This window comes from Xanthomonas hortorum (assembly GCF_011305375.1).
Taxonomy (GTDB): domain Bacteria; phylum Pseudomonadota; class Gammaproteobacteria; order Xanthomonadales; family Xanthomonadaceae; genus Xanthomonas; species Xanthomonas hortorum_E.
This window is the reverse complement of record NZ_VCME01000021.1, coordinates 153,808-166,053: the sequence shown is the minus strand read 5'-3', so window position 1 is coordinate 166,053 and position 12,246 is coordinate 153,808. Positions and strand designations below refer to the sequence as shown.

11 protein-coding genes are annotated in these 12,246 nt (G+C 64.2%); 6 read left to right on the top strand and 5 right to left on the bottom strand.

Going from position 1 to position 12,246, the window contains the following annotated elements; all coding sequences use genetic code 11:
• Positions 1-450: 450 nt before the first annotated feature.
• Both FFY45_RS18005 and FFY45_RS18000 read right to left on the bottom strand, forming a co-directional pair.
• Positions 451-675 (bottom strand): YbdD/YjiX family protein, encoded by a 225-nt coding sequence (locus FFY45_RS18005; protein ID WP_005926176.1) that lies wholly within the window; start codon positions 673-675, stop codon positions 451-453.
• Positions 675-2,747 carry a carbon starvation CstA family protein gene (locus FFY45_RS18000; protein WP_168958884.1) on the bottom strand — a complete coding sequence of 691 codons (2,073 nt, stop codon included), beginning with the start codon at positions 2,745-2,747 and terminating at the stop codon, positions 675-677. Before FFY45_RS18000 ends, FFY45_RS18005 begins: the two co-directional genes overlap by 1 nt.
• A gap of 254 nt (positions 2,748-3,001) precedes the next feature.
• Here FFY45_RS18000 and FFY45_RS17995 point away from each other — a divergent pair, with 254 nt between their 5' ends.
• Positions 3,002-3,862, top strand: coding sequence for a pirin family protein (locus FFY45_RS17995; protein ID WP_176341466.1), 861 nt, complete (start codon positions 3,002-3,004; stop codon positions 3,860-3,862).
• A 33-nt stretch (positions 3,863-3,895) separates the two neighbouring features.
• Positions 3,896-4,327 (top strand): OsmC family protein, encoded by a 432-nt coding sequence (locus FFY45_RS17990; protein WP_176341465.1) that lies wholly within the window; start codon positions 3,896-3,898, stop codon positions 4,325-4,327.
• Positions 4,328-4,435: 108 nt separating this feature from the next.
• Here the strand turns inward: FFY45_RS17990 and FFY45_RS17985 are convergent, their stop codons facing one another.
• The 3 genes from FFY45_RS17985 to nfi form a co-directional block, all read right to left on the bottom strand.
• Positions 4,436-4,897, bottom strand: coding sequence for a hypothetical protein (locus FFY45_RS17985; RefSeq protein WP_006453352.1), 462 nt, complete (start codon positions 4,895-4,897; stop codon positions 4,436-4,438).
• 256 nt (positions 4,898-5,153) lie between these two features.
• Positions 5,154-6,044, bottom strand: coding sequence for a pirin family protein (locus FFY45_RS17980; protein WP_176341464.1), 891 nt, complete (start codon positions 6,042-6,044; stop codon positions 5,154-5,156).
• A 110-nt stretch (positions 6,045-6,154) separates the two neighbouring features.
• Positions 6,155-7,000 carry a deoxyribonuclease V gene (gene nfi, locus FFY45_RS17975; RefSeq protein WP_176341463.1) on the bottom strand — a complete coding sequence of 282 codons (846 nt, stop codon included), beginning with the start codon at positions 6,998-7,000 and terminating at the stop codon, positions 6,155-6,157.
• Between nfi and gpmA the strand changes: the two genes are divergently transcribed.
• The 4 genes from gpmA to FFY45_RS17955 all read left to right on the top strand — a co-directional run bounded on the left by gpmA (position 6,971) and on the right by FFY45_RS17955 (position 12,239).
• Positions 6,971-7,720 (top strand): 2,3-diphosphoglycerate-dependent phosphoglycerate mutase, encoded by a 750-nt coding sequence (gpmA, locus tag FFY45_RS17970; RefSeq protein ID WP_176341462.1) that lies wholly within the window; start codon positions 6,971-6,973, stop codon positions 7,718-7,720. The genes nfi and gpmA overlap by 30 nt on opposite strands.
• Positions 7,721-7,877: 157 nt before the next feature.
• On the top strand, positions 7,878-8,195 hold the full coding sequence (locus FFY45_RS17965; protein ID WP_115040706.1) for a hypothetical protein: 318 nt from the start codon (positions 7,878-7,880) through the stop codon (positions 8,193-8,195).
• Between the two features lie 224 nt (positions 8,196-8,419).
• Positions 8,420-10,522: a M13 family metallopeptidase gene (locus FFY45_RS17960; RefSeq protein WP_176341461.1), complete on the top strand. Its 2,103-nt coding sequence runs from the start codon at positions 8,420-8,422 to the stop codon at positions 10,520-10,522.
• Positions 10,523-10,676: 154 nt separating this feature from the next.
• Positions 10,677-12,239, top strand: a complete 1,563-nt coding sequence (locus tag FFY45_RS17955) for a phospholipase D-like domain-containing protein (RefSeq protein ID WP_176341460.1) — start codon at positions 10,677-10,679, stop codon at positions 12,237-12,239.
• Positions 12,240-12,246 lie beyond the last annotated feature (7 nt).

The following is a 12,246-nucleotide window of genomic DNA, read 5'->3' as shown; positions in this document are numbered from 1 at the left end:
TCACCGCTTGCGGGACACGCCGCAAGTACGTCCATGGAGGCTCGGTGGCGGCATCCATGCCGCCACACGGTCCCGCAAGCGGTGAGGACACCGCACCAGAGAGTTCGTAGGCCGCTTCGTTGAAAGCCTGCCTGTTATTCGTTCGCGTTGCGACGCTGATCAGGAGCGCCATCATTCGCGCCGCCATCTAAAAAAACGCGCGTATTGCACTGCTTGCAACCATGCACACCGACACTCTCGATTGGTCCTTGCCCGCCCACCGTCGCGGGACCTTACGCGGCATGGATGTACTTGCGGCGTGTCCCGCGATGGTGGGCGGGCAAGGGCCCTGCAGCAAATCCGCAGATCAACCGCTCTGCAACCAACGCATTGCCATCAACGCATTGCCATCAACGCAACAGGGCGCGATTCGCATCGCGCCCTGTTGCGTTTCTACTTCTTGATCACCGATCAACAGCAACGAAACCCGCTCTTGCCGCCATACCGCGCATCCTGGCGCTCGCGGAAGAAGGCCGGGTAGTCCATCACCGGTTTGTCGGGATGTTTTTCCAGCATGTGGCGCACGTAGTTGTCGTAATCGGGAATGCCGCAGCACAGGCGTGCGGTCTGGATCAGGCGTCGCCAGATGCGGCGGTGGACCTGGTATTGGCTGGCAAGGACGAGTTGGGTGCCCATTACAGGTCCGCCATCTGATGTGGCTGCAAGGCCACGTACGGAGTTTCGCGGTCGCTGCGCTGCGGATTGCGGCGTGCAATCACGATCGTCTTGACCGCGTAGATCAGGATCGAACCCACCACGAACAGGAACAGCACCGTCAGCCCCGTGTTGACGTAGGCATTGGTGACGATCTGCTGCATCTGCGCCACCGTCTTGGCCGGCGCGGTGATGGTGTTGCTGGCGATCGCGTCCTGGTACTTGTGCGCCTGCGCCAGGAAACCCTGCGCCGGGTTGCTGTCGAAGATCTTGATCAGCCCTGCATACGTGGTGCAGATCAGCAACCACAGCGCCGGCACGATGGTGACCCAGGCGTAGCGGTCGCGCTTCATCTTGAACAACACTACCGTGCCCAGCATCAGCGCGATCCCGGCCAGCATCTGGTTGGAAATGCCGAACAACGGCCACAAGGTCTGGATGCCGCCGAACGGATCGATCACGCCGGTGTAAAGCAGATACCCCCACAGCGCCACGCACCCGGCGGTGGCGATAATGTTGGCGGTCCACGACTCGGTCTTCTTCAATGCCGGAATGAAGTTGCCCAGCAGGTCCTGCAGCATGAAGCGGCCCGCGCGCGTACCCGCATCCACCGCAGTGAGGATGAACAGCGCTTCGAACAGGATGGCGAAGTGGTACCAGAACGCCATGGTGTCTTCGCCCGGCAGCAGCTGGTGCAGGATCTGCGCGATACCCACGGCCAGTGTGGGCGCACCACCGGCGCGTGCCAGGATGCTGTGCTCGCCGATGTCCTTTGCGGTGGCTTCCAAAATCTCGGGAGTGATCGCAAAGCCCCACTCGGAGACTTTGGCCGCCACCGCCACGGTGTCGCTGCCGACCAGCGAAGCAGGGCTGTTCATCGCGAAGTAGATGCCCGGCTCGATGATCGAGGCCGCTACCAGCGCCATCACCGCCACGAACGATTCCATCAACATGCCGCCATAGCCGATGTAGCGCATGTGGCCTTCGTTGGCGAGCAACTTGGGCGTGGTGCCCGAGGCGATCAACGCGTGGAAGCCGGAGACTGCGCCACACGCAATCGTGATGAACAGGAACGGGAAGATGCCGCCCTTCCACACCGGACCGTCGCCGGTGGAGGCGAACTGGGTCAATGCCGGCATTTTCAGATCCGGCATCACGACCAGGATGCCGATCGCCAGCGCCAGGATCGTGCCGATCTTGAGGAAGGTGGACAGGTAATCGCGCGGTGCCAGCAGCAGCCACACCGGCAATACCGAGGCGACGAAGCCGTAGCCGATCAGCATCCAGGTGATCTGCTTGGCGGTGAAGGTGAAGGCCGGGCCCCAGCTCGGGTCGGCGGCAACCTTGCCGCCCAGCCAGATCGCGCCCAGCAACAGGATCAGTCCGACCACCGAAATCTCGCCGATCTTGCCGACCCGGATGTAGCGCATGTACACGCCCATCATCAGCGCGATCGGCATCGTGGCGATCACCGTGAACATGCCCCACGGGCTTTCCGCCAGCGCCTTGACCACCACCATCGCCAGCACCGCCAGGATGATGATCATGATCAGGAATGCGCCGAACAAGGCGATGGTGCCGGGCACCTGGCCCATTTCCTCGCGCACCAGATCGCCCAGCGAGCGGCCGTTGCGGCGGCTGGACAGAAACAGCACCACGAAGTCCTGCACCGCACCGGCAAACACCACGCCGACCACCAGCCACAGCAGCCCGGGCAGGTAGCCCATCTGTGCGGCAAGCACCGGGCCGACCAAGGGACCGGCGCCGGCAATCGCGGCGAAGTGGTGGCCAAACAGCACATGCTTGTTGGTGGGCACGTAGTCCAGGCCGTCGTTGTTGCTCACCGCCGGCGTGGCGCGGGTGATGTCAAGCTGCATCACCTTGTCGGCGATGAACAGACTGTAGAACCGGTAGGCGATCAGATAGATCGAGACGGCGGCAACCACGATCCACAACGCGTTGATATGTTCGCCGCGCCTTAGCGCCACGGTACCCAGACAGAACGCGGCCAGCAGCGCCAGCGCGCCCCAGGCCAACTTCGAGAACCCTTTCATGCATGCCCCTCAGGAACGATTCACTTAAGGGTCACCCCCTGCCTGCCTGCGGTCAATGGCGCCGTTCCGGGCCAGGGTAAAACTTTAGTTGTAGAGCGTCTTGGCTGCACTGGGCGATCGCGACGTGGCAGCCAGGCGCAGCAACCGGACGCGGCAGCCAGGCAATAGAACGATCGGTTGCGCCGGCTGCGGTTGGGACGCCTGTCGCGCGCATCCATCATGTGAGGCTATTCAATCCGCACAGGGAGAGTTCGATGAGCGCCACCTCCACCACCGCAGCGGTCCAAGTGCTGCGCACGATTCGCGGCATGCCTACCTCCGATGGAGCCGGGGTCAAGCTGACCCGCGTGATCGGCACCCAACAGCTGCCGGACCTGGACCCGTTTCTGATGCTGGATGAGTTCGGCACCGACAAAGCCGAAGACTATCTGGCCGGATTCCCCAGCCACCCGCATCGCGGCTTCGAGACGGTGACCTACATGCTCGACGGCCGCATGCGGCACAAGGACAACCACGGCAACAAGGGTCTTCTGACCCCGGGCAGCGTGCAGTGGATGACCGCCGGGCGCGGGCTGATCCATTCGGAAATGCCCGAGCAGGAGTCCGGGCGCATGCGCGGCTTCCAGCTGTGGGTGAACTTGCCGGCGCGCGACAAGATGACCGAGCCCAAGTATCAGGAATACGCACCGGAGAGCATTCCGGTCGCGCATCCGGCACTCGGTGTGACGGTCAAGGTGATCGCCGGAACGGTGGGCGAGGTGCGCGGGCCGATCGTGCAACCTGCCACCGACCCGCTGTATCTGGATATCGCACTGGCACCGAACGTCAGCTGGGATTACGTGCTGCCCAGCGGGCACAACGCGTTTGCATATGCCTTCGAAGGCGCGCTGACGGTGGGCGGGGGCGATGCGGCGCGCGCGCTGCCGGCACAGGAGCTGGCGGTGCTGGGCGGTGGCGAGCGTTTGACGCTGCACGCCGGTGCCGAGGGCGCGCAGCTGATCCTGGTCGCGGGCCGCCCGCTCAACGAGCCGGTGATGCGGCACGGCCCGTTCGTGATGAATACCAAGCAGGAATTGATGCAGGCCTTCGTCGATTTCCAGGAGGGTCGGTTTTGAACCGGCCCGCTCGAGCCAACTTGGGAGAGCGTCATGAGTGACAGACCCGTCAGCGTCAGCACCGGCGCGGTGCCGTACACCGTGAGCATCCACGATGGTCGGCACACCTGGAGCGGCGACACCCAGCCGGCCAACGGTGGTGCCGACGCCGGGCCGGATCCCGAGTCGCAGGTGTTGGGAGCGTTGGGTGCCTGCACTGCGATCACGGTGTCGATGGTGGCGGCGCGCAAGCAGTGGCCGCTGACGGCGGTGCACGTGCATCTGCATTACACCCAGCGCGGCGCTGCAGGCACGGTGATCACGCGTGAGATCGTGCTCGACGGTGCGCTGGATGACGATCAACGCACGCGCCTGCTGGAAGTGGCCGACAAATGCCCGATCCATCGGCTGCTAACCGGGCAGGTGCAAATCGACAGCGCATTGCAAACCGGCACAGTGGCAGACACGGGAACAACCCAAACCTGAGAATGCGCGACGCGGCCCGGCCGGCCGATCAGCGCCGGTTAGCTCGCCGCTGGTCATCGCTCATCGCTGCTTGCGCACCATGCCGCGTGGATTGCAGCCCGGATGGGTTTAGCGCTGTAACGCCAGGCTGGCCGGCTGCAGATCCATGTTTTGCACCAGCGACTGCATCAAGGCCAGCTCTTCGGTATTGGCGCCGTCGATCCACAGCTGCGCGTAGCGCTTCTTGCCCAGCTCGACCACGGTGACGCGGCGTGATTCCATGCCCGGCAGCTGACGGCCGCCCAGATCGAGCTTGTACCAGTAAAAGTCTTCCTGCTGGATCTGGCCTTTTTCCGCGCGTCGGTCACGTGCCAGCGTCATTGCCGGGTCGCGAGTGGTGAGCATGACGCCCACGACCTGGCGACCGTCGGCAGTCACGGCTTTGCAGACCAGATAGTCGGCGCCTGCGAGTTCGTTCCATTGCAGGCCGGAGGCCGGCGGCAACGGCGGGCAGACCGGCGAGGTTTGTGCGTAAGCAGTAGCGGCGGCCAACAGCAAGCTCAGGCCGACAAGGCAGGATGCGGACTTCATTCAAGTGTTCCCCGGCGATGGATGACTGCGCAGGGGCGATGCCTTCCAGCGTGTCGTCGTAACAGCCCGTGCGCTCCCCGCCCGGCTGTGACTCGCACGCAACATGCCCCCGACCTAGAGCGACATCACTACCACAGTTTTGCCTGCAAGCTCAAGCGTGGTCGCAAACATGGCTGGAATTGGCTGTGCGCAGGGGCACCCGGGTTTCGGGATCGATTCGAGACTTGGGCGCATCGCCACGCTCGCATCGCCGCACTCAGGGGTAATTGACCGGCTTGGGCGCCGGGGTCTCCGGCAATGGAATGAATTCCTTGTCGTCGCCGGGAATGCTGCCGAAACGACCGGCCTGCCAGTCGTCCTTGGCCTGCTCGATGCGCTCCTTGGAGCTGGACACGAAGTTCCACCACAAGTGACGCGGGCCATCCAATGGCTCGCCGCCGAGCAGCATCGCCTTGAGCGGCGTCTTGGCGCGCAGCCGTCCGCGCGCGCCGGGCGAGGGAATAATCAAATGGCGGGCAGGAACATCCGCGCCGTCCAGTTGCGCATCGCCTTCGAGGATGTAGAGCGCGCGTTCGAGGTGGCCGGCGTCCAGATCGATTTCGGCATCGGGCTCCAGATCGATCGCCACGTTGAGCGTGCCGCTGAAGACCTTGACCGGCGATTCTTCGCCGTAGGCACGTCCGGCGATCACGCGCAGCAAGGCGCCAGCGCGGCGTTGTTGCGGCAAGCTGGACGCGGCGTGGTGGTAGAACGCCGGCGCGGTTTCTTCGGCCGAGCGCGGCAGCGCGACCCAAGTCTGCATGCCGTGCAAGGCATGCTTTCGGGCACGCTCGGGGCCGGGTGTGCGTTCGGAATGGGCGATGCCGCGGCCGGCGGTCATCCAGTTGACGTCGCCAGCGCGAATCACCTGATCGGAGCCGAGCGTGTCGCGATGGCCGATTTCGCCGGACCACAGAAAGGTGACCGTTGCCAGGCCGATATGCGGATGCGGGCGCACGTCGATGCCGTGATCCGGTTCCAGCACGGCCGGGCCCATCTGGTCGACGAACACGAACGGGCCGATGCTGCGCGCCTGGAGGGTGGGCACGGCGCGGCGAACTTCCAGCCCGCCGATGTCATGGACGCGTGGAGCGATGATCGTGGTCATGGCGGCGGCTCGTGGCGATCGAAAGAGAGCGCAAGCTTCGCACGCGCTCTCGATGGCGGCCGAGTGGCTGGGCAAGACGGTACGTTCCGCGTTGTTGCCGGCGCCGGCGGTCAGCCCAGCAGGTCGCCTTGCACGGCATGCATGACCTCGCCGCGCCGCGAGGCCAGCCGGTCGGCCAGACGCGTGGGCTCGGGCAGGCGATACGCGCGCAGCGTGCGCAGTGTCCACTCGAGCGCGCCCTGCATGGAGACGCGATGCCCGGGCGAGACGATCAGCGGGTTGCAGCGCGGCTTGCTGCGCAGCGCCCAGCCGATCTGCGCGCCGCCGAGCAGGATCGGGCTGTGCTCGCCGCGTTCGGGTCCGGGTTCGGTAAAGCTGCCGGCCAGGCGCTGCTTGGCCACACCGATGCAGGGCAGCCCGGTCACCACGCCGAAATGCGCGGCGATGCCCAGCTTGCGTGGGTGCGCGATGCCCTGGCCGTCGATAAAGACCAGATCCGGCGTGCGCGAGAGCAAGGCCAGTGCCTGCAGCAACGCAGGCAGTTCGCGAAAACTGAGCAGGCCGGGCACATACGGCATCGAGGTGGGCAAGCGCGCTACATGCGTTTCCAGCGGCAGCAGGGTGTGCGCATCCAGCAGCACCGCTGCGGCGCGCGTGGTCTGACCATCGTCTTCGAAGCCGACGTCGAAACCGGCCAGCACCTGCGGTGCCGTACTGACTTGATCCTGCACCACCACGCGCTGTGCCAGTTGCTGTTGCAACTGTCTTGCCTGGAGGATGCTGCCGTCCCAACCGGCAAAGACGGGAGTGTTCGTCGTTTGCATGGTCACAGCATCGCGCGCCGCACGTGGCGATCTCGTGCACGCCAGCGATGCGCTGGCTGCCGCTACAATCGCAGACTGATCGGCCCCCATCGGAGAACCTGAGTGACCCGCAAACTCGTACTGCTGCGCCATGGCCAGAGCCAATGGAATCTGGACAACCGTTTCACCGGCTGGGTGGATGTGGAACTCACCGAGCAGGGCCGCCAGGAAGCCGCCACCGCCGGCAAGCTGATGAAGGACGAGGGCCTGCAGTTCGATGTGGCCCACACCTCGGTGCTCAAGCGCGCCATCCACACGTTGCAGGGCGCATTGAAGGAACTCGATCAGGACTGGCTGCCGGTGTCCAAGAGCTGGCGCCTCAACGAGCGTCATTACGGCGGCTTGCAAGGCTTGGACAAGGCCGAAACCGCCGCCAAGCACGGCGAGGAACAGGTCAAGATCTGGCGCCGTTCCTACGACATTCCGCCGCCGGCGATGGACGTCGACGACCCGGGGCATCCGTGCCACGACCGTCGCTATGCCACGCTGGATCGCAACGCATTGCCGGGCACCGAGTCGCTGGCGACCACGCTGGTGCGCGTGCTGCCGTACTGGCACGACGCGATCGCCCCGCAGTTGAAGGCCGGGCAGACCGTGCTGGTGACCGCGCACGGCAACTCGCTGCGCGCGCTGTACAAGTACCTCAATGACGTCTCCAACGAGCAGATCCTGGAGCTCAACATCCCGACCGGCATTCCGTTGTTGTTCGAACTGGACGACGAGCTGCAGGTGCAGAGCTTCCGCTACCTGGGCGACCCGGAAGCGGCCAAGCGCGCGGCCGAAGCGGTGGCAAACCAGGGCAAGGCGAAGTAAGCACGGCGTTCGCTGGCTGCGCTGCGTGCAGTGCGCGTAGCGCGTCGCGGGTTTCGCTTCGCGCGGTCGAACGACGCGTGCGGGTTTGAAGCGTGAGCGGTGCCTGTTCGTGGATCGAACAGGCACCGCATGCGTGTGTTCTTGCAGGGGAGACATGATGTCCGGCAAACGTAAAACGCAGCAGATGAGTGCCACCTACTGCCGCGCGTATCTGGTGACCTTGGGGCTGCTGTTGGCCGGTGGGGGCGGTGCGTTCGGCGTGCTGGCTAGTGGCCGTGTGTCCGGTTCGGCGATGGGGGTGGCGCTGCTGATCTGCGTGGTTGGGGTGTTGCTGCTGGCGTTCGGGCTGTTTGGGCCGTCGCGGCAGATGGAATCCTGGGCCGATGCGGCCTCCGGGCATGAGGTTGCGCTGGTGCTGATGGTATTGGCGTATCCGGTGTATCTGTTGATGGCACCGTTTTACGCACGTAAGTAACTGCACTCGATGGCGCGTCATGCGCCGGAATGCAGCGTTCGATCAGTTGGCGACAGAGCGTCGTGAGCGCCCGGTTGGATGGCGCACAGATGATTTTTCCCCAAAGCGCGATCTCTGACGTCAGGGCGTCGTGGTGTCGCTGCAATGACTTGCGTGGTTGTCTTTAGGACGATCGCCTACTTTTTCGACTGCGCATGACGCGGTCTTGTGCCTTGGAGAATTCAATGATGTTGAGCAAGTTCGCCCCGCTATCGCTTGCGGTGGCCATCGCGGTGATGCTGTCGGCGTGTGGTAAATCCGATGACGCTGCAAAGCCGGCGTTTACTGCGCCACAGGCCGCGCCGACCAGGGTGGATGTGTCCAAGCTCGATGCGCCGATCGTGGCGTTCGGCATCAACGATCTGGATCCGGCCATCAACGCGTGCCAGGACCTCAACGGATTCGTCAACGCCAAGTGGCTCAGGGCCAACCCGGTGCCGCCCGATCGCACCAGCTGGGGCAGTTTCGAAGTGCTGGCCGAGCGCTCCTTGACCATCCAGCACGCGTTAGTGGAGCAACTGGCGCGCGGTAATCTGTCGGCTGGCTCGGTGGATGCCAAGATCGCCGACCTGTGGCGCACCGGCTCGGACGAGGCGGCGATCGACAAGGCCGGCATCGCCCCGCTGCAGCCGCAGTTGAAGGCGATCGATGCGCTGACCGATGCGCCGGCCATCGCGGCGTGGTTGCGCAACAGCTATGCGCAGGGCCAGGGCTTCATGTTCTCGTTCGGCGCCAATGCCGATTACAAGCATTCCGAGCAGATGATCGCCTACGCGGGGCAGGGCGGTCTGGGTCTGCCCGAGAAGGGCTATTACACCGATCCGGCGCAGGCCAGGATCCGCGAGCAGTACGTGGCCTACATCGTACGCGTACTGGAATTGTCCGGCGTTCCGGCAGCGCAGGCGGCCACCCAGGCCAAGGCGGTGATGGCGTTCGAAACGCGGCTGGCCAATGCCTCGCTGTCGCGCATCGAATTGCGCGACCCGGCCAAGCGCTACAACCCGGTAGACGTGGCCGGCGCCAATGCGGTGACGCCGCACTTCGATTGGCAGGCGTTTTTCAGCGCGCTCAAAGTGCCGGCAGGGACCTTCTCGTTGAGCCAGCCGGGCTACTTCGCCGAGCTCGATGCGATGCTGGCCGACACGCCGGTGGAGACCTGGAAGGCGTACCTGCGTTTCCACAGCGTGGATGAGGCCGCGCCGTATCTGGCCAAGCCGTTCGAGCAGGCCAACTTCGATTTCTACGCCAAGACGCTGCGTGGTCAAAAAGACATGCTGCCGCGCTGGAAGCGCACCTTGAACGCTGTCAACGAGGCGATGGGCGAGGCCTTGGGCCAGCTCTATGTGCAATCTGCGTTCTCTGCCGAGTCGAAGCAGCAGATGCAGCAGCTGGTGCAGAACCTGTCCGTTGCGCTCAAGGCGCGGCTGGAAAAACTCGACTGGATGAGCGCCGAAACCAAGCAGCGCGCACTGGAAAAATGGGCCAGCTTCACGCCCAAGATCGGCTACCCGGATCAGTGGCGCGATTGGTCTGGCCTGGAGACGCGTGGCGATGGATTTCTCGCCAACATGCAGGCCGCGCAGGCGTTCAACTATCGCTACATGCTGGACAAGATCGGCAAGCCGGTCGACAAGCGTGAGTGGCATATGACCCCGCAAACGGTGAACGCGTACTACAACGCCACCCGCAACGAGATCGTGTTTCCGGCGGCGATTTTGCAGCCGCCGTTCTTCGATCCCAAGGCCGACCCGGCATTGAACTATGGCGGCATCGGCGCGGTGATCGGGCACGAGATGATGCATGGCTACGACGATTCGGGCAGCCAGTTCGATGCCAAGGGCAACTTCGATACCTGGTGGACCGATGCGGACCGCAAGCTGTTCACCCAACGCACCGATCAGCTGGTGGCGCAGTTCGATGGCTACGAGGCGATCCCTGGCGTCAACGTCAAAGGCAAGCTGACCTTGGGCGAAAACATCGGCGACCTCGGTGGCCTTACCGTGGCCTTCGATGCGTTGCAGATGGCGTTGAAGGAACAGCCGGACGCCAACAAACAGATCGATGGCTATACGCAGGATCAGCGCTTTTTCATGAACTGGGCCACGGTGTGGCGCCGCAACTTCACCGATGGCGAATTGCGCGTGCGCTTGAACACCGATCCGCATGCGCCGGCCAATTTCCGCGCCAATGGTGCGCCGTCGAACATGCCGGCGTTTGCGCAGGCATTCCAGTGCAAGCCTGGCGATGCGATGGTGCGTGGAGACAAGGATCGCGTCGCGATCTGGTAAGCGTGATTGCATCCGGCGAGCACTGTTGCGGCAGTGCTCGCCGGAAACCCGCTGTTTTTGTGGGGTTTGTCGAGCTCGCTTGTGCGCTTGCGTCTGCACATCGACATGCATGTGCAGCGTCTAGACTGCCGCGCTCTGCAATACGGGGCCGGCAGTGACAAAGCGACACATCTTCAAATGGATCGGCATCGGGGCGCTGGTGCTCGTGCTGGGTAGCGTGCTGTCGCTGTACGGTTACGGCCGCTTTGCCGATCGCCAGCGTGGCCCGGCGAGTCATGCATTGCCAGCCACGGCATTGGCGACGCCGATCGATCAAGTCGTCGCGCCGCTGCAGCAGGCGCATGCCGAGCAAACCGGCATGGTGATCCTGCCCGACAATATCGATGCGTTTGCAGTGCGCGCGCTCACCGCGCGTGCGGCCGGGCGCAGCCTGGATCTGCAGTACTACATCTGGCATGCCGACTTCACCGGCAACCTGTTGCATAACGAATTGCTGCACGCGGCCGATCGCGGCGTGCGCGTGCGCCTGCTGCTGGACGACATGAACATCCACGGCAGCGATTCGGTGCTGGCGGCACTCGATAGTCATCCGTTGATCGAGATCCGCTTGTTCAATCCCACCCGCGCGCGCGAAGGCACGTTGATGCGTGGTGTGGAGATGGTGCTGCGCATGTTCAGCATCAACCGACGCATGCACAACAAGGCCTGGATCGCCGATGGCCGCATCGCGGTGGTGGGTGGCCGCAATGTGGGCGACGAGTATTTCGACGCGGCGCGCGACACCAATTTCATGGACATGGACGCGGCGGTGATGGGGCCGGCCGTGGGCCAGGCTGAGCAGGTGTTCGATGCGTACTGGAACAGTCCCAACTCCTTGCCGCTGGCTGCGCTGGTGACGGCAGAACCGCAGGCACTGGATGCGTTGCGCGGCAGTCTGGATGCCGGCCTGGAATCGGCACGCGCGCATCCGTATGTGGAGCGGCTGCGTCAATCGCCCAGCGTGCAGGCGTTGACGCAGGGCGAGCGCAAGGTGCATTGGCTGGATCGGGCGCGCATTGTCTCCGATCCACCGGAAAAGGCCGAGGGCGCACCGCCGCAGGCGGACTGGATGACACCGACCTTGATCGGCGAGATGGCGCACGCGCAACGCGAACTCAAAGTCATCTCGCCGTATTTCGTGCCGGGTGAAGAAGGCATGCGCTGGATCGGCGAGTTGCGTCGGCGCAATGTGCGCGTCAGCGTGTTGACCAACTCCCTGGCTGCCAATGATGTCGTTGCCGTGCACAGCGGCTACGCCGATTACCGCGTGCCCTTGCTCATGCAAGGCGTGCGCCTGCATGAGCTCAAGCCGATGGGCAAGCCGGACGGCAGCCTGTTCGGGTCCAGCGGTGCCAGCCTGCATACCAAGGCGTTTGTGGTGGACGACAGCAGCGGCTTTATCGGTTCGTTCAACCTCGACCCGCGCTCGATGAACCTCAACACCGAGATGGGTTTGCTGTTCGACGACCGCGCGGTCAGCGCGGAACTGGAGCAGCTGTACAACCGCAAGATCAGCGCGCCCTTGAGCTATCGCGTGACCCTGGATCAGGGCGAGCTGCGTTGGCACGACGATGCGGCGCAGCCGCCCGAGGTGTGGTCGCAAGAGCCTGCAGCGAGCGTGTGGCGGCGTGGCGCAGCGGCGGTGATGGGTTGGTTGCCGTTGGAGTCGCAGTTGTAACGCACTG

Coding starts and splice junctions, on each gene's coding strand:
- nfi (WP_176341463.1), bottom strand. CDS start 7,000: ATGGCGCAGCAGTACGAGTTTGCGGGTCACTCAGGTTCTCCGATGGGG.
- FFY45_RS18005 (WP_005926176.1), bottom strand. CDS start 675: ATGGGCACCCAACTCGTCCTTGCCAGCCAATACCAGGTCCACCGCCGC.
- FFY45_RS17995 (WP_176341466.1), top strand. CDS start 3,002: ATGAGCGCCACCTCCACCACCGCAGCGGTCCAAGTGCTGCGCACGATT.
- FFY45_RS17980 (WP_176341464.1), bottom strand. CDS start 6,044: ATGACCACGATCATCGCTCCACGCGTCCATGACATCGGCGGGCTGGAA.
- FFY45_RS17990 (WP_176341465.1), top strand. CDS start 3,896: ATGAGTGACAGACCCGTCAGCGTCAGCACCGGCGCGGTGCCGTACACC.
- FFY45_RS17960 (WP_176341461.1), top strand. CDS start 8,420: ATGATGTTGAGCAAGTTCGCCCCGCTATCGCTTGCGGTGGCCATCGCG.
- FFY45_RS17985 (WP_006453352.1), bottom strand. CDS start 4,897: ATGAAGTCCGCATCCTGCCTTGTCGGCCTGAGCTTGCTGTTGGCCGCC.
- FFY45_RS17965 (WP_115040706.1), top strand. CDS start 7,878: ATGTCCGGCAAACGTAAAACGCAGCAGATGAGTGCCACCTACTGCCGC.
- FFY45_RS18000 (WP_168958884.1), bottom strand. CDS start 2,747: ATGAAAGGGTTCTCGAAGTTGGCCTGGGGCGCGCTGGCGCTGCTGGCC.